This is a genomic window from Echinicola arenosa, from assembly GCF_014841125.1.
In the GTDB taxonomy this organism is placed as follows: domain Bacteria; phylum Bacteroidota; class Bacteroidia; order Cytophagales; family Cyclobacteriaceae; genus Echinicola; species Echinicola arenosa.
On the sequence record NZ_JACYTQ010000001.1, the window covers coordinates 1112914 to 1133445 of the forward strand.

The window sequence follows — 20532 nt, forward strand, 5'->3', positions numbered from 1 at the left end:
TCCGGCCTTCAGGGTGAATAAACAACTTTCTACACCGTCGTATTGAGTTGGATATTCATTTCACTAAACACTTAAAACTGAAATCTAAATTGGCAATATCTTTTTGACATTACCAGTTTTCAAACCCTCGCACGCCCTCGTAAGTTCCACAACACACTATCAACCAGCGGTTTTAACTTATTTTAACATTTCTAATTACGAAAATAATCGTAGTATTTTTTGAATTACGAAAAGAGTCGTATATATTTACTACGAAACGAATCGTAACCAAACAATGAAATACAAGCCTACTGAATCCGAACTTGAAATCCTTTCCATTCTTTGGGGACTACAAAAAGGCAGCGTAAGGGAAGTACACGATGCGCTCTCCAAGACAAAGGACACCGGATACACTACCACACTTAAGATCATGCAGATCATGTATTCCAAAGGACTGCTCAAGAGATCCGAACAAGGCAGGAGCCATATCTATACTCCCCTGATCACTGAAAAGGATACTCAAAATTCACTTTTAAACAGTTTTATGGATTCGACATTCGGTGGTTCTGCCAAAAAGCTCATCATGAGAGCTCTTGGACAGAGCAATCCCTCCAAGGAGGAAATCAATGAAATCCGACAATTACTTAATGAACTAGAAAATCAACAATAATGGACTTTATCAATGACTTTATCCATCAAGAATACCTAGAAGCTATTGGTTGGACTTTGATCCATTCAACCTGGCAAATAGTTGCGGTAAGCCTATTATTGTGGTTTGTTCTCAAATTTTCCTCCCGGAAATCAGCCAATTTCAGATATACCGCAGGAATAATTGCCCTACTTGTCATTACAGCTACCAGTGTTATTACTTTTTCTATGATGCTGGATACACCGCAAGATAAAATTGCTGTGACTGCCCATACTCATTCCAGTGGGGTTCAAGTCATTTCATCTCAAGATGCCAATTTTCCCAGTACTGCTCCAACCATAAAAAGTAACTATTTCAATCCTACTTGGCTCCAAAAGTTAGAAGCTTTCCTTCCGACATTGGTCAACCTATGGTTATTGGGCGCTTTGTTTTTCTTGGTAAAGTTATCCGGCAGTCTATTTGACCTCAGAAACTTACATAAAAAGCACAACCAACAAGTTCCAGAGCAATTGATAAAAAAGGTAAATAGCATGATTGCCTCCATGGAGTTTTACAGAAAAGTAAAAGTGCTAAAAAGCCAGTTGGTCAATGTTCCAATCACTTACGGAATCATTAAACCAGTTATTCTAATTCCAGCTGGCCTCCTGCTTAACACCTCCCCTCAGCAATTGGAAGCTATTATTGCACATGAACTGGCACATATAAAAAGGTATGATTATTTGATAAACATCTTACAACACTGCCTGGAAGTTTTCTTCTTCTTCCATCCTTGCTTTTGGTGGATCAACGAAATCGTCAGGACTGAAAGGGAAAACGCCTGTGACGATGTCGTTCTAGGCATGGGATTCTCCCCTCAGGAATTGGCATATGGGCTTGCTGAAGTAGCCGAATATGCCCATACCGCCACGCCAGAAATGGCTTTGGCAGCAACCGGAAGTACTAATCCTACTTTGAACAGGATAAAAAGAATCATGGGACTACAATCCCGTCAAGAAAAACTTTCACCATTAATTACCCTAACTATGTTAGTATCTCTTGTAATAAGTGCCTCATTAGTAATGGGCGCTATACCATCAGAAAAACATGAATTCTCCAAAGAGTTTTTGATGACAAACCTTAAAACTGAAACTGTTGTAAAAAATTGGAGCGTTCATCTTCCATGTCCTGATGAAATCAAATCCAGCAGTAACAGCAGACGTACTTATGTATATTCTTATAAAACCGACACCACCCCAGCTCCAAAGGTAGTTGTAAAAGTGGCAGCTGTTGCTGACCCTATGCCAGTATTGGAGCTGAGCCCTGTACCTCAAATGGATGTAGAAATTCCTCCCGTTCCAATGATTCCGCAACTGGAAGAAATGGATTTTGTCCCTCCCATGCCAACCATAGAACTTGACATTTCCGAGGAAACTTCAGTAATCAGTGAAATAGCCATAGAATTGGCCCAGATGGAACGTGACACTTCCATCCAAGACAAACAAAAAAGAGCCCAGCTCCAAGCGAAACTTGAACAAGCTGAGAAAAAGCTGGAAGCCAAGACCAAGGTGTTTGAAGAAAAAATGTCCGAATGGGAAAACGAACATGGCAAAACCATGAAAGAATGGGAAACCAAAATGGAAGCTTGGGGCAAAGAAATGGAATTGAAACAAAAAGAATGGGAAATTGCTTTTGAACCTAAAATGAAGGAGTTTGAGACGAAGATGAAGGCTTGGGAAAAAGAAAATGAGCCAAAAATCAAGGAGTTTGAAGCAAAGATGAAAGAATGGGAAAAAAGACAGCGTGAAAAAGAAAAACAAATCGAATAACCAACATTCACTTTTCTATTAGCCATAGGAAACCGCAACAAGACAGGCTTCTATACTATTCAACCTGTACCTGTTGCGGCTCCTTCTTTTTGTCAAAATTGACTAAAGCGGCAATAATCCTACCTATTCAGCCATGAGGTATTTTTTGAAAGCCATAAAATCGTTTGGAAGCTTTTCCACTTTTTTCTTTCCTTCTAGAAATTCAGCCAATCGCTTTGGCAATATCACCTCTTCCTGATGTACTGCTTCTACTACATCTCTGAATTTTCCGGGATGGGCCGTTTCTAAAAATACACCTAACACATCCGAATTACTTTCCATATATTCTTTGAGCCCCAAATAAGCCACAGCTCCATGAGGATCCATTACATAACCCTGGGCATCCTTTACTTCTTTCATCACTTCGCGAGTAGTCGCATCATCAAAGAAATACCCTTTGACCTTTTCCTTGAGCAAGTCCTCATCCCCACCATATAGCGCTAGCAATCTGTAAAAATTACTTGGATTACCAACATCCATACTATTACTAATGGTTTGCAAAGAAGGACGAGCCCTGAATGGAACACCTTTCAAATAATCTGGCACCACTTTATTCACATTGGTAGACGCTACGAAACCATCAATGGGCAGCCCCATACGCTCTGCCAATATCCCTGCTGCTATGTTTCCAAAATTGCCACTGGGCACAGAAAAAATTACTTTTTTGCTGTTTTTAGGCAATCGGGAATAAGCATAAAAATAATACAGGCATTGAGGGATCCATCTGGCAACATTGATCGAATTGGCAGAAGTCAGCAACATCTTTTCATTCAATTCACGATCCAGAAAGGCCTCTTTAACCATCCTTTGACAATCATCAAACACTCCATCTACCTCCAAGGCCTTCACATTCTCTCCCAAAGTGGTGAACTGCTTTTCCTGTAAAACACTTACTTTGCCCGAAGGGTACAGGATGATGACCTCCACGCCTGGAACCTTATAAAAGCCATTGGCCACCGCACTGCCCGTATCACCTGAGGTAGCCACCAAAACCCTCACCTTTTCCTCCTCAACCAGCATACTCATCAACTTAGAGCAAAATCTTGCCCCGAAATCCTTAAATGCCAGCGTAGGCCCATGGAATAATTCTAAGGTATAAATATCCTTTTCAACCTCCACAAGAGGCGCATCAAATGCTAAAGTATGATCTACCAATTCCGTGATTTCATCATGGCTTAGGTCTTCCCCAAAAATTGCCCCGATCACTTCATACCCTATCTCCTGAAAAGACAATTTGGAGAGATTTTCAATTACGGAAGCCGGCAGTTGCGGAATTTGCTCAGGCATATACAAACCTTGATCGGGAGCCAAACCTTTGATCACTGCTTCTTTTAGAGATACTTTATGGTCTTTATTATTAGTACTGTAAAATTTCATATTAAGCTTTGTTGATGACGTATGTTCCCTTCACATTTACTGCAGAAACGTACAAGTCCACTTCCAGTCCAATTTTATTGAAAACTTCTTGGCAAATTTCACTTGCCCGCTCAGCTACTTCCCTGCTTGGAGAAAGGATAAATGTTGTGGGGCCCGAGCCAGAAATACCAGCTCCCAAAGCACCAACACTTTTTACAGATTTCTTGATTTCGTCAAAACCTGGAATCAAAACAGAACGGGAAGGCTCTGCGATCACATCCTGAAGGGATCTGCTGATCAAGCCCATATCCTCCTGAAACAAACCCGCAACCAATCCAGCAATATTTCCTGATTGGATAATAGCATCTTTCAAAGGCACTTGCTGACGCAAAACACTTCTAGAGTCTGCAGTATTTAACTCCAAGTGAGGATGGACCAATGTGCAATACAACCCCGGCGGAACATGGAGTTTAGTCACATCCAAAGGCTTATAGCTCCTGATCAACACAAAACCTCCCAAAAGCGAAGGTGCGACATTATCCGCATGTTCTGCTCCACAAGCTACTCCCTCAGCTTTCATTGCAAATGGAAGCAAGGCTTTTTTCTCTAATGGGTTACCCAAAAGCTGGTTGGCCGCCTCCAAGGCCGCCACTGAACTAGCTGCACTTGAACCCATGCCACTTCCTAAAGGCAAGCCTTTAAAGAGCTCTATTTCCAAGCCCCCTTTATAACCTATCTCCTCTATGAAAGCCTTTACGGCTACACTGCAGGTATTTTTATCTGTTTCATAGGGCAGTCTTCCTCCATCACCTTCTATCTTCACTACCCTTACGCCCGGCTCATCAGACAAAGACACTGCTACCTTGTCCCCTAACTCTTCCACGGCAAAGCCAAGAATATCAAAACCGCATGAAACATTGGCTACCGTTGCTGGAGCAAATGCTGTTACCTTTTTCATCTTGAATAGTTTCCTAGCCTGATAATATCTGCAAATACACCGGCAGCTGTCACATCGGCGCCTGCTCCTGGCCCTCTGACAATCATCGGGAAGTCATTGTATCGCTCAGTAGTGAACAATATCATATTGTCACTCCCTTTCAAGGTATAGAAAGGGTGCTCACTGTTCAAGGAATTTAATCCCACCTTCGCCTTGCCATTTTCAAGAGTAGCCATAAACCTTAGTTTCTCCCCTTTGGTGTTGGCTTCATCCAACAGCTGCTTAAAATGTGCATCATGCTTTTTCAGCTTTTCAAAAAACTCTTCCACCGTTGTGGCATCCACACAGTCTTCAGGCACCATACTCTGTATTGCCACATCTTCAAAATGCAGGTCCTGACCAGCCTCACGGCCTAAAATCAAAATCTTTCTGGCTACATCCATACCACTGAGATCATCCCTTGGGTCCGGCTCCGTATATCCTTTTTCCTTAGCTTGGGCGACTACTTCACTAAACGGCATTCCTTTCTCCAATTCACTGAAGATATAATTCATCGAACCGCTCAGTACTGCCTCGATACGGTGGACATGGTCACCACTGAGCATTAAGTCCTGTAAAGTATTGATTACAGGAAGACCCGCCGCCACATTGGTTTCGTAAAAGAACCTTACCCCTCTTTGACCAGCCAGTTTCTTCAGCGCTTTATAGGTATCTAATGGACCTGAATTTGCTTTCTTATTCGGTGTCACTATCCCCACTTTGGCATCCAATATCTGGCTATAAACATCCGCCACATCTTGACTTGCTGTGCAATCCACCAAGACTGAGTTGGAAAAGTTCATATCTGACATCGTACCGATAAAAGCTTCCATATCCATTGGCGTGTCATTTTCATCTGGCGCCCCAACAGTTGCCAAATCAAAGCCATCTTCATGGAATTTCATATATCTTGAGTTGGCCATACCGTGGATCTGGATGTCCAACATATTTTCTTCCTGGAGCTTCTTCTGTTGGATGGCAATCATCTTGATGAGTGCTTTACCAATTAAGCCAACCCCTACCAAAAATACGTGTAGTACTTTAAAGTCAGACAAGAAGAAAGCCTCATGAAGCGCGTTAAGTGCCTTTTGTAAGTCTGCTTGTGAAATCACTGCAGAAATATTCAACTCTGAACTGCCTTGTGCTATAGCCGCTACGTTTACGTTGTTTCTACCAAGTGCCTGGAACATTCTTCCACTGGCTCCTGGGTTGTGTTGCATGTTTTCACCCACTACTGCGATCACTGCCATATCAGGCATCACCTGCACCTCATCCATCTCCCCACTTTGAATTTCATATCTAAATTCTTCTTCTATCATGGACTTGGCTTTGGCTGCGTCCTTAGATGGGATAGCCACACAGATGCTATGTTCAGAAGAAGCCTGACTGATCAACACAATATTGATTCCATAGCTGGCCAAAGTTCCGAAAAAACGCTGGCTTACGCCGATCACTTCAACAAGTCCTGGCCCTTGAACATTAAGGATAGAAATATTCCCCATGGAGGAAATACCTTTAATGATCTTGCCTTCACCAGATTCACGGCTGATCAGCGTTCCTACTTCATCTGGCTTAAATGTATTTTTGATATAGATAGGAATATCTTCTTTCATGGCTGGCTGCATAGTTGCAGGGAATACCACTTTCGCTCCAAAGTGGGAAAGCTCCATGGCCTCATTGTAGCTCAGCTGGGGTATGGTGAAGGCTGTATACACCAACCTTGGATCTGCTGTCATCACCCCTGATACATCCGTCCAGATTTCCACTTGCTCAGCTTTTAGAGCAGCTGCAAAAATTGATGCGGTGTAATCAGAACCGCTTCTGCCTACAGTTGTTGTTTCGCCTTTATCAGTAGCTCCTATAAAGCCTGTAATTACTTTTAAGCCCTTGTGCGATTTGAAATAATCTTGTATTAGCGCATTGGTCTTTGCAAAGTCCACTTTAGCGTGCCCAAAACGGTCATTGGTTTTGACCACATCACGGGCATCTAAATAAATTGCGTCTTTTCCTCTTGCTTGAAGGCCAGCCACTAGGATAAAGTTGGACAGGCGCTCTCCAAAACTCAACACATAATCCATGGTTCTATCAGAGCATTCTTTGATCAGATAAATCCCATGAAACAGGTCTCCCAGCTCATTGAACCTTACTTTGACGAAAGTCAAGGCTGTGGATTGTTGCTGTACAGGTACCAAGCTCCTGACGATGTCCAAATGCTTTTTCTCTAATTCCTGGAGAATGGTATGGTAACTCTCTTCACTTTGCTGAGCGATGGTGGCGCATTGAAGTAATTGTTCGGTGACGCCTCCAAAAGCAGAAAATACTAACGCAAACTCCTCTTTATCAGCTCTCTTCTCTACTATGGAAAACACCTTCTCGATATTCTCGATATTAGCAATGGAGGATCCTCCGAATTTTATAATTTTCATAAAAATGAATCGATTTTTAATGGCATGTAAATGGATTTTGATGTCCCAAAACAGGACCGGTACTTTGCGGCAATATAATAGATAGACACGGGATTACCCCGTAATGGTAGTCATAAAAAAGGTTCGTGTAATGATGCTAAAAAAAATGGCACAGCCAAACTTCTGCGTATTTGCAGCGATGGTGAGATCGGAATATTTTTCGACTGAGCTAATCATCATTTCATTATTGACAGGACAATCTTAGTGACAAATTTCTATTATCCCAAATATTTATTAACAAATCATCAGAACTACCTTTCGTTTTTTACCACATCCACAACAAACATCATTAATAAAAACAATATTTTATTTCTAAATAAACAGAAAGAACACAACATTAACCTGTTGAGATTTCTTTAATTGCTTCATCCCATTCAGATATTCTATTTACGTTTCTTTCCATTAACTTTATAAAACGAAAAAAAGTATCAGGATTTTTTTATATTTTAACTATCTCAATAAAATTTAAAATAAAATCACTTTTCTATGAAACAGTTAAAACTTTCTGCATTGCTATTTGCCCTTTTTTTAGGGTTAGGTTCCTGTAGTTCCGTATCTAGTCTTAACCCATTAAAAATGCTTACTGGCAACAATTGGGTTTTATCCTCCTTAATGGGCGGCGGGCTGGATATGTTCAGTGGAGCACTTCCTTCTTTAAGCTTTATGGATGATGGCAAATTATCCGGATTCGGTGGATGTAATTCTTTTAGTGGAGATTTCGAATTGAGTGGCACCAATCTTAATCTGGACCCTGGTGCAATGACCAAAAAAGCATGTCCTGGAGGCGGTGAGGATAAATTCATGAGTGCTTTAAAAAACGTTTCCAATTTCAAAGTAGACAAGGACAAACTCACCTTACTTGATGGGGCCTCAGAACTTATGACCCTAATCCCTCAAAGCAAATAACAGTTCGTTTATCTATTGCACAGCCTTAATATGATAAGTTATTCCATTTAGGCTGATTACCTTACCAGCAGTTTTCCCCATCATTAACCGGGCAAGTGGGGCTTGTGACGAAATCACAAAAACTTCTTGCCCACTTATATTGACCTTACCGAATCCAACAGAAATATACAATGGCATGCGGTCAGTAACCACTAAACTTCCCCTTTGAATGAGCTCAGTGGATTCATCCGGACGCAAACTGGAAAGCACTTCTAACTGGCTTTTGTACTCCAAGCTCATTTTCTCTGCCTTGTCCATTTCCTGCCGGATCATCTCCCTGCCCGTCTCATATTTGTCACCAGCACTACTTTTGGTATCTTCTGCAGAAGAATCCTTTAGTTGACGGATGCTGTCCGAAATGAGTTTCAACTTTTCACTGATTTGACCGACCAGTTCTTGATGCAATTCTATCTTTGAAAAAGGGATATGGTTCATTTTGGCAACTTAAATAGTAATGAAGCTTCAAATATAAAGGAAATCCCCTGATTTGAATTTCTGTTTACCAAGGTCTTGGTTTTCTGGGAAGGTATTTTTTTCGTTTATTTGGGCATGAGTATAAAATCAGGCTTTATCATAGCCATCGCCGTATTCCTACTTTTCATCCTTTTCAAAGGTTCCATTAAAAGTGACCAAGGACAAGTCATCTTTGCTTTTTCCTTTGTATTTCTTGAGGTGGCAGTTATTACTGCTGTTGCATTAAAAAAACGTAGAAAAAGTTAACAGCCTTCTTTTCTCCGCGTGTCTATGATATAAACTATCTTCCAACCTTTCGTGAACTTTACCAACTGGAAAGAATTCACCCCGCAATGACTGAGTTCACCATTGACATAAAACGCATAAGGTGTCCAAACGGCAGCCATAGGGCCATCTATTTTTATTTTATAATCCAACAACCTTTCTTCCAGCTCCATCTCAGCAGGAACTTTTCCAATCCCGCTCACAAAATCTTCCACAGATTGGCTTCTTGTGGACACCTCTTCGAGTCTTTGACTAATGGTTTCTAGCCTGGCTCCCTCGGAAAATGCGGCTCTGATCATTGCTGTATCTTTATCTTCAAGCCCTTTAAACATGGCATCTATTACCGATTTCACTTCCAGTTCATCAGTATCAAAAGATTGAGCATGCCCCCAATAAGAAAACCCTGCTATCAACAGCAGGGTCAATATAATTTTCTTCCAATGGTTAATCATCCTGTTAGTTTTTCTTTCTGGCAATATCTCCTCCAGTATTGGTCTTAACATCAACCATGCCTGGATCACCAATATACCAAACTTTTCCAGCAGTGCCCGCAGTCCCCTTTATTGAAGACTTCACCGTGACTACAGATTCAGCGGCTGTATTGGTTCTTACTTCCGCATTTTCTGTAACCAGCCCATCTGCGCTTATATTTGCTTTGGTATAAGCTTCCAAGTCTAAATCAGTAGTGGATCCTTCCACAAATAATTTCCCGTTGGTGTTGGCTTCCAGCTTAAGCTTTAAAACATTTACTTTGGCTTCCAAATAACTACTGGTTTGAGCAAACAAAGTCAGGTTCTTGCTTTTAATCACATCTTTGACAAAGATTTTGGCACTGGTACTGGCTTCAATTTTATCCAATTCTCCTGCATAAGTGATTTTCACCTTCACAGAATTACTTCCAAAACTCCCTTTACCTATTTTCACCTTCAACTGCCTGTCTTCTACTTCTGTTTCGATATTCGATTCATCAATACCGGAAGCAAAAATTTCAACCTTATAAGCTTCTCCCTTGATCAATTCCGCTTCAATGGAATTAGCAACTTCCACAGCATTGAAAATCCCTAAATCCCTAGAAGCCTCACTTGTCTGAGCCCGGGTTTTTGAGCCGATTGCCACTAAGGCAAATACCAAAATAAGTTTAATTTGATTTTTCATTATACTCGATTGTTTATACTCCACCATATAGTTTGAAAGTCATGTTTCTCAAAGCTGGGCTTGAAACCGCATAGTGCATTGCCTCTGCAATCTCCAATGGGCTTACCCACTTTGAAAAATCCTGATCAGCCATGGCTTCCCGGTTTGGTGGTGTATCTATGATACTGGGCACAAAAACGTGCGAACGTACTCCTGTACCTTTCATTTCTTCCGAAACCAAATCTGCCAAACTGATCACCATTCCCTTACTCAAAGTGTATGCCACAAGTGATTTTCCATCTGCTGGCTGTAAAGCAGGCCTGGCACCTACAAATAAAAATGTTCCCTTTTGGGATTTTTTAAAGACTGGCAAAAAGGCCTTGGTCATGTTAAATGCACTGAAGAAATTTAGCTGAATCATTTTTTCGATATCAGCCTGAGAAGTATTTTCCAAGTCTCCCATTCCAAACCCACCTACCAAACAGGCAATGGCCTCGAGTTCTCCACCATATTGAATCGCATATTCTTTGGCAAATTCAGCCACTTGCGCTTCATCTGTTACGTCCAATTCATAGACATCATTGGCTTCCTCCATTTCTTCACGCTTTCCTGGAGCCACAGTTGAGATCACCTTGAACCCTTCCCGAGTAAACTTTTCCACAACTGCCGTCCCTAAATTTCCTGCTGCGCCCGTAATGATGATATTTCTATTCATATTGTTTTATGGTTATATTTTTTTATCTAGTATTGATGAAAAAAGTACAATCTTAAAATTAAGATTTTATTTTCGAATCCAACATGACAACGGAAAAAACAGAAATTAGAGAGCGGGAAAAGAGAAATAGACTACTTTTCTTTTTTAAGGTTTTGTCTTTCATTCTTCTTAAGGTATTTGAAAACAAGATTTCGCAAAACCTGATCTATCATATACCTAACATTGATGATGTTTTAAAAGCTGCCACTTTCCTATTGAGTAGTCACATACTAATTTCATTGGGAAGAATCATTACCGTTAGGTTTTACCTTAGAAGAAAAGGCCAAGACCCATTCAGAAGTAATTTTGTCCTTGGGATCAACCATATTGCCAGCATCCTCAATGTAGCCGTATTGGTCATTTCCATGATGTTTTTATTTGGTATCAAACCTATTGACTTTTTCACTAGCATCACTATTGTCGCTGCAGCCATTGCCTTGCTTTCCAAAGACTATATCACCAATATGATCAACGGACTGATCATTATGTTCTCTGACCAACTTTCTTTAGGTGACATGGTAAAAATAGGAGACCAGCAGGGCCGTATCAAAGATGTCACCCTACTCAACATGGTTTTGGTCAATGAGGACGCAGATTTGGTCATGATTCCCAACAGCCTGATTTTGACCTCCCAGGTCATTAACCATTCCAAACAAAACAATAAGAAGCTCACTTTTGAATTTGAAATGAAAATCAGTCAATCCCTGGAAGTCAATGACATTGAGAAAAAGCTCAGAATGGCAGCCTCTTCCTTCAATCAACATATTCAAAAAGACAGCTTCACCCTCAAGACCATGGAAATTTTAAGGGAAGCCATCAAATTCAAATGTCAATTTCTTTTGACCACCACCAATAAGACAAACGAAAAAGAAATCAAAAGACTGATCAATCAAACCATCATTGAAATTGCCCGTGAAAACTGATAAAGAAAACTTTTTTGACCTGGTCTACCAGGTAGTAAGGCTTATTCCGAGGGGACGAGCTACCTCCTACGGAGCCATTGCCAACTACTTAGGAGCTAAAAGTGGTGCCAGAACCGTGGGGTATGCCATGAATGCAGCCCACACAATGGATGATGTACCCGCTCACAGGGTAGTCAATAGATCAGGAATGCTTACTGGAAAACACCATTTTTCCCCACCAGAAAGAATGCAGGAACAGCTAGAAAAAGAAGGCATAAAAGTGGAGAACGATAAAATCATGGATTTTAACAAGGTATTTTGGGATCCTAATGAAGAATTAAGACTTGAGCTTTAACTTTCTGTTGAAATTTAGGGAGTATGTCACCAATATTTCATCCTTTATTAACGTTTTTTACGTATGTATATTTTAGTAAAAAAAACCTAAAGCGATAAATAAAGGGAATTAATAACCTGTTTTTGGTGTTAAGTATTTATCCTGAAAAAAGTGTACGCTTTTTGCGATATGATTTTCAGAATTAGAAACCTTGATTAAAATGGAAAGAGAATTAAAACAGCACATTGCCGAGAATTTAAGAAAATACCGTGTCCTTCGCGGCTTTACCCAAGAGTATATTGCAGATTACCTCGGCAAGAAAGATTACACCGCCTATTCAAGATATGAACAAGGCAGATCCAATCTCAAAATGGACGATGCGATCAAGCTTTCCAAACTTTACGATGTGGAAGTTCAGGAATTGATTAATGGTTCACCAAGAATCAGCTCAAATGGTGTTCATGGTGACTCCAGCAGCAGCAACAGTTTTTCTGTTCTCATCAAATTGGATGGATCAATGGAAACTTTGGAAAACCAACTAAAAAGATTAAGAAAGTTGAATACCCTAATTGAAAGAGGAGAAGTTTAGTATTTCTCCTCTTATTTTTTTTCACTCCAAATCAAAAGGCCTACAAACATCAGGGCACCATTTAATATTAGAATTTCAAAACCAAAACGGTAACCCCAAAGCCATGCTTCCGAATTACTGCTGAGGATAAATGCGATAACGGGAGCTGCCAGCGCGATAAAAGGAACCAGTTTGTCCTTTACTTTTCTTTTGGTAAACAAGCCAAAGCTGTACAATCCCAATAATGGACCATAAGTATAGCCTGCGATGATAAAAACAGCATTGATGACACTTTGATCATTGATCCACCTAAAGGCCAGGATCACCAAAAACATAATCCCTGTAAAGACCAAATGGACCCGTTTGCGAATTCCCGAGCGCTTTTCTTGCGGGTATCTTTTTTCTATCTCCAGAAAATCATAGCAAAATGAAGTGGTCAGTGCAGTCAAGGTAGAATCGGCGCTGGAGTAGGCAGCAGCAATGATCCCTAACACAAAGACCGTTCCTGCAAACATACTGAAATGCTCAGTGGCGAGCATGGGATAAAGATCATCTGTCCGTGCCGGCAAAGTAATCTGATTGACTTCGCAATATTGGTAAAGCAACACACCAAGTACCAAAAAACATAAGTTAACCACCACTAGGATAATCGTAAACCAAAACATGTTTTTCTGTGCATCACCAATATTCTTACAAGTAAGGTTTTTCTGCATCATGTCCTGATCTAGGCCTGTCATGACAATGGTGATAAAAGCACCAGAAGCAAATTGCTTAAAGAAGTTGGTGCCAGCCTGCCAGTCCCAATTGAATATCTTAGATCGACTATCTGCAAAAGCACGGCCCAATAATCCTCCTGCACCATCTATCCCCAAGTCCTGGCCCACCAAATAGATACTTGTCCCTACGGCCATGAGCATAAACAAAGTTTGCAAAGTATCCGTCCAGACGACTGTCTTGATCCCTCCCCTATGTGTGTAGAGCCATATCAATGAAACCGTGATCAATACAGAGCCCCAAAAAGGAATTCCCCAATCGTCAAACAAAATCAGCTGTAGCACTCCTGCCACTAGAAAAACCCTGATGGAAGAACCCAATGTCCGGGAAAGGATAAAGAAAAAAGCTCCTGTTTTATAGGACCAAAAGCCAAACCTATCTTCCAAATAAGCGTAAATAGAAATTAAGTTCATCCTATAATAGAGCGGCAAAAGCACCTTGGCAATCGTAAGATAGCCAAGCGTATAGCCCATCACCACCTGGAAATAATAGAAATTACTGCTCCCCACTTCCCCAGGCACCGAGATAAAGGTCACCCCTGATAAAGAGGCTCCAATCATCCCAAAGGCCACCAAAAACCACGGAGATTGTCTGTCTCCTGTGAAAAAAGTATCCTGTGACACTTTTCTAGAGGTTAACCAGGAAATAATGAACAATAACAGGAAATAGGAAGTTATTACGAGGAGTATTAAATTTGAATCCATAGAGTGCTGATAATAAAGGCTGCTAATTTGTTTATAATTATTAACTTTGCAAAATGAGCATGCAACCATTAGAACATACTGTAGAAGAAGAAATCGAAATCTTACTGGAAGATTTGGTGGATACTGAAGAGCATGACTTGGTGGTGTTTAATGATGACATCAATACGTTTGAGCATGTCACTAAAGTCCTGATCAAGGTCTGCAAGCACAGCCAAGAACAAGCAGAACAGTGCACCCTCATCATTCATTACAAAGGCAAGTGTGCTGTCAAAAAAGGCAGTAAAAAGCAACTAAAGCCAATGTGCCAATCCATTCTGGATGCTGGTATCCAGGCAGCCATCGTTTAATCCCTTTCCCGGTGAACTTCCCTTCCAAACTTATTGAAGATGCGGTCAATGAAATCAGCAGATTGCCCGGTATAGGCAAAAAAACTGCCCTAAGACTGGCATTACACCTGCTCAAGCAACCCGAAGCCATTTCTGAAAACCTTACCGAAGCCATTACCAAACTTCGAAAAGACACCAAATACTGTAAGGTCTGTCATAACATTTCAGATCAAGAAGTATGTAGTGTATGTCAAGGAGCAAGGAGGGATAAAGGACTGATTTGTATAGTGGAAGATATTCCTGATGTATTGGCCATAGAAAATACCTCCCAATATAATGGCTTGTACCATGTGCTTGGTGGGGTGATCTCTCCCATTCAAGGCATAGGCCCCGAGGAATTGAAAATCGATTCCCTAATGCAGCGCATTGAACAGCCCCATTCGGGCGAACCAGTGAATGAAGTTATTTTGGCGCTGCCATCCACCATGGAAGGCGACACCACTTCTTTTTATATTACCCGAAAGCTAAAAGAAAAAGGAGTCAAGGTCAGCACCATTGCCAGAGGCATCCCCATCGGTGGCGAACTGGAATATACTGATGAGGTTACTTTGGGCAGAAGTATCCTGACCCGGGTAAATTATTCAATAGAATAAAAAAATCCTTGTTTCAAAAAAATCCCCATCCTATATTTGTGCCCTCATAAAGGGGCATTATCCCGATAGTTATCGGCATTGTTAGAGCGCGACAACTGTCGGGAAGGTCATCGGTTGAAGTCCAAAAAGAAAATGGGGGATTAGCTCAGTTGGCTAGAGCGCTACACTGGCAGTGTAGAGGTCATCGGTTCGAATCCGATATTCTCCACGAAGGCTCGCAAATTTGCGGGCCTTTTCTATTTTTGCTATGTATTACGTTTATATTTTATATTCTCCAAAGACAAAAAAATACTACACAGGTAGCACACAGGATTTGGAGGGACGGTTGTATCATCACAATCAAGGACTGACACTTTCAACAAAGTCTGGAGCCCCACATTGGGAAATCAGGTACTTCGAAGAATACGAAGATCGGACAGCTGCGCTCAAAAGAGAATATGAAATCAAAAAGAAAAAAAGCAGGAAGTACATCGAATGGCTTTTCGACCAAGGCTCTATTGGCTAGAGCGTCCCGACAACTGTCGGGAAGGTCATCGGTTCGAATCCGATATTCTCCACGAAGGCTCGCAAATTTGCGGGCCTTTTCTATTTTTGCTATGTATTACGTTTATATTTCATATTCTCTAAAGACAAAAAAATACTATACAGGTAGCACCTAGGATTTGGAGGGACGGTTGTATCATCACAATCAAGGACTGACACCTTCAACAAAGTCTGGAGCCCCACATTGGGAAATCAGGTATTTCGAAGAATACGAAGATCGGACAGCTGCACTCAAAAGAGAATATGAAATCAAAAAGAAAAAAGCAGGAAGTACATCGAATGGCTTTTCGACGACCGTTTTTATGACCAGTTGAGCATCCCGGACTCCCCGCCTAGTCGCAAGGCCTATTCACTTAATTTAAAAAGAAGAAAGTACCCAACGAACAAACAGGTAAGAATGCGGGAAGGGGTTGGAGTTCGGTGGCAAACAATAATCAGATGACAGGGGAATTTACGCTTTTCTAAAAAAACATAAAGCAATTGAAACTATTTTAATCTCTATCGTAAGCTTCAAATTATAATCAAATTCTATATCGTTTCCAATCGATATTCAAAGCCTTTCCTTATCGGAAAAATACCATGATTTCTGGGAAAATAGCCAAAAGGAAACGTATATACTACTAGACCCCAAGGTATCCCCAAGACTGCTATAAGGGAACACCCCTTTTAGAAAGTAAGGATGAGGCTTTTGAGACAGCAACTTGAGGTATCATTTTGCTAATAACCCGTCGGGACAGTTTGACCGACTTTCATAATGTAAGAATCGCTTCCCTCAAATCATTACTAAACTGTGCGGAAAAAACGATTATTTCATTTTGTTATTTAACATCTTCTTTTTATTCTTTGGTTTTTTAATCTTATTAAATCATCTTGGCCTCCTGTCTTAATTGTGGCTACAACTCCTAAAGCAACACCTGTAACTTAATTTCGCACATAAAGTCCAACTTAGCGATTTCAAATTCTCCATCAAATATTTTAGTATAGCTAACTCTACCAAAAAGGCAAGCTGATCAGCTTGCCTTTTTTATTTTTTACTCAATTAATTCTCATTTCTCCCTACCCATCAAATCTTCCTGGCTCTATGAGTGCCACTGATAATTCAGCAGCCAGCATCAAAAATAAGGAGACCCCCATACTCCCTAGCGTCAAATGAAAAAACTCATTGATGGAAGCATTGTCTGTCATCCGTAAAATATAAGGGGAAATAAAAATCAAAAAAGCTATCACCTTTACACATCCTGCAATAATCCTGATTCGCCTGTGACTTTCAGGGCTTACCGCTATTTTACTCTGGGCAACATTAAGTTTATCTAACATGGCATTTTGGGTTAAAAGGTTGTTATCCATAGAAAGTGAAAAAGAATAATATTCTAATCCACACTCATTTACATTATCATTATTTACAAAAAATTCTTCAAAAAACCTATTTATCACCATTTTATATCATCACATCTTCTTATAAACATCACCCTCAAAAATCAGTGGACAGCATCATTCTTCAACATCACTTTTTCTCCTCTTTTAGCAGATTCCTTGGCGGCTTCAAGAATCTCCATGACCCGCATATTATTTTCCAAAGTATAAGGGCTAAATGGAGGAGGAACCAATTCTCCTTTTATTACTTGTTTGAAATATTCAAAAGGATTGCTGACTAAGCCCAAGTCCTCTTGGTTGATCTGTTCGACCACTTCCCCATTACCCTTAGTGCGATACCTCAATTCTGTATCATCCTTGGTGATGACATAACCTTTCACACCATAAACTTCCATATCCTTCCTTCCAAAAGGCCAATTCCAAGAGGCTTGGATAATACCTTGGGCATCCTGATAGTCCACGATAATGGTCGCCTCATCATCCACTTTTGGATATGTTTCCGGTTTGTATGTTTTGGTGACTGCAGTGACTGCAACTGGACTTTCACCATGCATCAAATAGGTCATGATATTAGCTCCATAACAGCCAAAGTCTACCAAAGCTCCCCCACCATTTTTCACAGGATCTGTCAGCCATTCCAAAAACTCCGGTCCAACACCAATTTCTTTTGGCCCCTCATGGCCATGATGGAAAACCATTTTCCTGATGTCCCCATATGCTGTCTGTGGTTTATTAAAAAAACGGAAAGTTTGTTCTGTCGTTGGATACCAAGAAGTTTCATAGTCCACCAGTAGGTGAATATGATGTTTAATGGCCAAAGCTTTCATTTTTTCCGCATCCGCAAGTGTCGTGGCCAAGGGCTTTTCCACCATCACATGAATCCCCAACGGTGCTGCGAGCTCCACAGCCTGCAAATGATGATAAATGGGGCCAAATACTAAAATGCCATCAGGCTTCTTTTTTGTTAGCATTTCTTCCAGATCAGTAAAAAGCAGGTCGCCTTTCAAATTATAACGTTGTTGAAATTTATCCAATAAGTCTTCATTGGGTTCAAAAACGCCCACCAACTCCATATTTTCCTGCTGTCCCCACTCAAAAAACCAAGGACTGTGGCCATGGGAAAGTCCCACCATCGCAAACTTGACCTTCTCTTGGCCAAGAGATGGGTTTACTAGCATAATATTTGCAAAAAGCAAAACAAAAAAACACTTAATAAATACGGTTATTTTCATAGGTTAATTAGGTTTTAGTTGCCCCAATATAACAGAATTTATCATGCCTTTCCTTGTCACCCAGCTTAGTCTGCCAGGTTTCTACTTATCCTTTCCAAATCAGAGCAGGTCTTTCTGATTAAGCGCAACTGCTCTGTCAGTAATGAAGTTTCGGAAGAATCTGCTTCTTTTAATAAGTGAGACTCATCATTCAAAACCGAAAAGTCAAGTCCTTCATAATTACCGCCCCAATGCTCTAAAGCCCTAAGCAAATAATTCCTAGCTCGCTTGATCCTTACTACTTGGTCGTGGGAGGAAAGCACCAGGTCTTCTCTGATCAAACTAGAAGACAAAGTGGAAAAACAAGAGACCAGTATATGGTTTAGCACCACAAACTGATGTAACTCTTGTTTGTGTTTTTGTTTACTTTTTGGTTCATCCAGCATACGCTGAAAAGCTGCAGAAAGGTTCGCCGATTGCAAGTAAACTTTTCTCCTTGCCAAACGATAGGATATCTCATCAAACTTCTCCTCCTCAAAGCGGCTGACAATCTGTGCGAAATATTCCAAATTTGCTTTAAGCACATTTATAATCAAAGGCCTAAAGCCAATATACTCCCAGCTAGGGAGAAAGTAAGTGCTGGCCAAATAGGCCAAACCGGACCCCACCAGGGTATCAATAATTCTTTCCCGAGCAATCATAAAATTGGATTCCGGATAGAGAAACCCATAAACGATGAAAATAAACGGTGTCATAAATACCACGGCAAGAATGTATCTAATCCTTAAAAAAGAATAAGCCAAAACCATAAATAATACAAGAAAAACAAAGCGAACGGTAAAATCATCCACCAGATAAAGAATCAGAACACCCGTCACTCCTCCGATCAGCGTTCCCAAAATCCTTTCCGTATTCCGCTGTTTGGTCAGGCTAAATCCCGGTCTCAAGATCACCAAAATGGTCAAAACCACCCAATAACTGTGATTTCCCAAGGAAAGCTGTAGAGAAATCAAAAAGCCAACCAAACAGGTAACAGCTAGCCTTATTGCATGGCGAAAAACATTGGACTCCAAACTCAGGTTGTCAAGGATTATCTTAAATGAAAAGCTTTGATGCCCTACGAATTTTGATAAGCTTTCTTCTCGAGTTTGGGAAATAAATGTCAACTTTTCCTCATAAAAATAATTATAGATATTATCCACACGGGTGCTGATGGTACGTATATTGGAAAGTATTTTCCTCAACATCAAACATTTCACCCCTTGGCTTTCCATCTCTTCAATTTTGGATCGAAGCTCTGTCAAAACAGCTTCTTTAGGCTGCTTTTTCCGGGGCTTTTCATTATTGATCAGTGCATAGCCCAAGCGGGAAAGCTCATTTGCAATCATTTTAATTGCCTTCCCCATATCCTCCAAAACCCCATGATGTCCGTACAGCTGTCTTAGGGTTTTGTAATCATAATGGGTGGACATCATTTGCTCAAAAATATCCAAGGTATCCACGAAGATCACCAAGAGCAGTTGGCCAGACTTGATAGACTCCCCTACTCTTACCCTGGTCTTGTACAACATCTCACGTACATTGTCCTGATGCTCATTTACGGCTATCTGGGTGGTCGCCAGCTTTTGAAAATTACTTTCAATATCTACCTGTTTCGCATAAAAATTGGCCTTTAGGTTAAGAAAAGCGGCCACCTTCAAGATACTTTCCCCTAATGCCTGCTGTGCAACCCTGTAAGGCCGGATTTCCATTATGGAAAGACTCAATGCCGTATACCACAGCCCTCCTGCCAATACCATCAAGGCATAAACCCAAAAGGCAGCTTCTGTTTTGTTGGAATCCATAGAAATGGCCATGGCTAGCAAAGCCGCTGCCCCAACGGAGGAAGCACGGACTCCATACACTGTAAACATGGCGAAGATGAAACAAAACAATGGAATTTCAATGGCCAACAACAAGGTGCTAAAATTGAGAATCCCTGTAATCAGGGCACTTAAAAAGACAAAACCACAACTGGCCAACATCCCAACCCTTCTATGTTCTGTAGGGCCTGTGCTATCTGAAATACTTACCAGAAAAGCCCCTAAAGAAATACTTATTCCTGTTCTAAAGTCTCCCAAAAATGAAAACACTACTGCTGGGAGTAACACCCCAAGGGTCATCTTTACACCATCAGTGAAATACTGACCTAAAATAAAACTCTTTAGCGCTACAGGTTTTAAATATGCCATCTCAAAAATTTACAGCGTCAATTTAAAAAAGGAAGATTAAAATATTAGTAAAGAGAGCGATTAAAACACAAA

21 protein-coding genes and 2 tRNA genes are annotated in these 20532 nt (G+C 40.7%); 12 read left to right on the plus strand and 11 right to left on the minus strand.

All coding sequences use genetic code 11. The features are described from left to right. Nucleotides 1-274 precede the first annotated feature (274 nt). Both IFO69_RS04165 and IFO69_RS04170 read left to right on the plus strand, forming a co-directional pair. Complete coding sequence (locus tag IFO69_RS04165; RefSeq protein ID WP_192008600.1) at nt 275-649, plus strand: BlaI/MecI/CopY family transcriptional regulator; 375 nt, start codon at nt 275-277, stop codon at nt 647-649. Beyond that, nucleotides 649-2433 (plus strand): M56 family metallopeptidase, encoded by a 1785-nt coding sequence (locus IFO69_RS04170; RefSeq protein WP_192008602.1) that lies wholly within the window; start codon nt 649-651, stop codon nt 2431-2433. Before IFO69_RS04165 ends, IFO69_RS04170 begins: the two co-directional genes overlap by 1 nt. A gap of 123 nt (nt 2434-2556) precedes the next feature. Here IFO69_RS04170 and thrC read toward each other — a convergent pair whose 3' ends face one another. Genes thrC through thrA form a run of 3 tightly spaced genes read right to left on the minus strand, consistent with a single transcriptional unit; the run spans nt 2557 to nt 7230 of the window. Further along, nucleotides 2557-3849: a threonine synthase gene (thrC, locus tag IFO69_RS04175; protein WP_192008604.1), complete on the minus strand. Its 1293-nt coding sequence runs from the start codon at nt 3847-3849 to the stop codon at nt 2557-2559. A gap of 1 nt (nt 3850) precedes the next feature. Then, the gene (locus tag IFO69_RS04180; RefSeq protein WP_192008606.1) at nt 3851-4786 is read right to left on the minus strand and encodes a homoserine kinase; all 936 of its coding nucleotides are present in this window, start codon (nt 4784-4786) and stop codon (nt 3851-3853) included. After that, nucleotides 4783-7230, minus strand: a complete 2448-nt coding sequence (gene thrA / locus IFO69_RS04185; protein WP_192008608.1) for a bifunctional aspartate kinase/homoserine dehydrogenase I — start codon at nt 7228-7230, stop codon at nt 4783-4785. Before thrA ends, IFO69_RS04180 begins: the two co-directional genes overlap by 4 nt. Before the next feature lie 525 nt (nt 7231-7755). Between thrA and IFO69_RS04190 the strand changes: the two genes are divergently transcribed. Beyond that, a complete protein-coding gene (locus IFO69_RS04190; RefSeq protein ID WP_192008610.1) occupies nt 7756-8175 on the plus strand; it encodes an META domain-containing protein in 420 nt (139 codons plus the stop codon). 12 nt (nt 8176-8187) lie between these two features. Here the strand turns inward: IFO69_RS04190 and IFO69_RS04195 are convergent, their stop codons facing one another. The 4 genes from IFO69_RS04195 to IFO69_RS04210 all read right to left on the minus strand — a co-directional run bounded on the left by IFO69_RS04195 (nt 8188) and on the right by IFO69_RS04210 (nt 10801). Continuing rightward, nucleotides 8188-8649: a hypothetical protein gene (locus tag IFO69_RS04195; RefSeq protein WP_225443975.1), complete on the minus strand. Its 462-nt coding sequence runs from the start codon at nt 8647-8649 to the stop codon at nt 8188-8190. 281 nt (nt 8650-8930) lie between these two features. Further along, the gene (locus IFO69_RS04200; RefSeq protein WP_192008612.1) at nt 8931-9404 is read right to left on the minus strand and encodes a hypothetical protein; all 474 of its coding nucleotides are present in this window, start codon (nt 9402-9404) and stop codon (nt 8931-8933) included. 4 nt (nt 9405-9408) lie between these two features. Continuing rightward, the gene (locus IFO69_RS04205) at nt 9409-10107 is read right to left on the minus strand and encodes a head GIN domain-containing protein (protein ID WP_192008614.1); all 699 of its coding nucleotides are present in this window, start codon (nt 10105-10107) and stop codon (nt 9409-9411) included. Between the two features lie 13 nt (nt 10108-10120). Continuing rightward, nucleotides 10121-10801 (minus strand): SDR family NAD(P)-dependent oxidoreductase, encoded by a 681-nt coding sequence (locus IFO69_RS04210; protein WP_192008616.1) that lies wholly within the window; start codon nt 10799-10801, stop codon nt 10121-10123. Between the two features lie 83 nt (nt 10802-10884). On the opposite strand from IFO69_RS04210, the gene IFO69_RS04215 reads away from it, so the two are divergent. From IFO69_RS04215 to IFO69_RS04225, 3 genes are all read left to right on the plus strand, one after another. After that, nucleotides 10885-11763: a mechanosensitive ion channel family protein gene (locus tag IFO69_RS04215; protein WP_192008618.1), complete on the plus strand. Its 879-nt coding sequence runs from the start codon at nt 10885-10887 to the stop codon at nt 11761-11763. Continuing rightward, complete coding sequence (locus tag IFO69_RS04220) at nt 11753-12097, plus strand: MGMT family protein (RefSeq protein WP_192008620.1); 345 nt, start codon at nt 11753-11755, stop codon at nt 12095-12097. Before IFO69_RS04215 ends, IFO69_RS04220 begins: the two co-directional genes overlap by 11 nt. Before the next feature lie 199 nt (nt 12098-12296). Next, the gene (locus tag IFO69_RS04225; protein ID WP_192008622.1) at nt 12297-12665 is read left to right on the plus strand and encodes a helix-turn-helix domain-containing protein; all 369 of its coding nucleotides are present in this window, start codon (nt 12297-12299) and stop codon (nt 12663-12665) included. 11 nt (nt 12666-12676) lie between these two features. Here IFO69_RS04225 and IFO69_RS04230 read toward each other — a convergent pair whose 3' ends face one another. Next, a complete protein-coding gene (locus IFO69_RS04230) occupies nt 12677-14122 on the minus strand; it encodes a sodium:solute symporter (protein ID WP_192008624.1) in 1446 nt (481 codons plus the stop codon). Nucleotides 14123-14175: 53 nt separating this feature from the next. Between IFO69_RS04230 and IFO69_RS04235 the strand changes: the two genes are divergently transcribed. The 6 genes from IFO69_RS04235 to IFO69_RS21580 all read left to right on the plus strand — a co-directional run bounded on the left by IFO69_RS04235 (nt 14176) and on the right by IFO69_RS21580 (nt 15958). Continuing rightward, complete coding sequence (locus tag IFO69_RS04235; RefSeq protein ID WP_192008626.1) at nt 14176-14469, plus strand: ATP-dependent Clp protease adaptor ClpS; 294 nt, start codon at nt 14176-14178, stop codon at nt 14467-14469. A gap of 11 nt (nt 14470-14480) precedes the next feature. Then, entirely contained in the window at nt 14481-15101 is a 621-nt protein-coding gene (gene recR, locus IFO69_RS04240) for a recombination mediator RecR (protein WP_192008628.1), read from the plus strand. 134 nt (nt 15102-15235) lie between these two features. Further along, nucleotides 15236-15309: transfer RNA gene (locus IFO69_RS04245), tRNA-Ala, on the plus strand. 39 nt (nt 15310-15348) lie between these two features. Then, on the plus strand, nt 15349-15606 hold the full coding sequence (locus IFO69_RS04250; RefSeq protein ID WP_192008630.1) for a GIY-YIG nuclease family protein: 258 nt from the start codon (nt 15349-15351) through the stop codon (nt 15604-15606). After that, a tRNA-Leu gene (locus tag IFO69_RS04255) sits at nt 15592-15658 on the plus strand. The genes IFO69_RS04250 and IFO69_RS04255 overlap by 15 nt, the downstream gene beginning before the upstream one ends. Before the next feature lie 117 nt (nt 15659-15775). Continuing rightward, nucleotides 15776-15958, plus strand: a complete 183-nt coding sequence (locus IFO69_RS21580) for a GIY-YIG nuclease family protein (protein WP_225443976.1) — start codon at nt 15776-15778, stop codon at nt 15956-15958. A gap of 742 nt (nt 15959-16700) precedes the next feature. On the opposite strand, the gene IFO69_RS04265 is transcribed toward IFO69_RS21580, so the two are convergent. The 3 genes from IFO69_RS04265 to IFO69_RS04275 form a co-directional block, all read right to left on the minus strand. Next, nucleotides 16701-16961 carry a hypothetical protein gene (locus IFO69_RS04265; protein ID WP_192008632.1) on the minus strand — a complete coding sequence of 87 codons (261 nt, stop codon included), beginning with the start codon at nt 16959-16961 and terminating at the stop codon, nt 16701-16703. A 161-nt stretch (nt 16962-17122) separates the two neighbouring features. Then, nucleotides 17123-18250 (minus strand): Gfo/Idh/MocA family protein, encoded by a 1128-nt coding sequence (locus IFO69_RS04270; protein ID WP_225443977.1) that lies wholly within the window; start codon nt 18248-18250, stop codon nt 17123-17125. A 65-nt stretch (nt 18251-18315) separates the two neighbouring features. Beyond that, nucleotides 18316-20460, minus strand: coding sequence for an FUSC family membrane protein (locus IFO69_RS04275; RefSeq protein ID WP_192008634.1), 2145 nt, complete (start codon nt 20458-20460; stop codon nt 18316-18318). Nucleotides 20461-20532 lie beyond the last annotated feature (72 nt).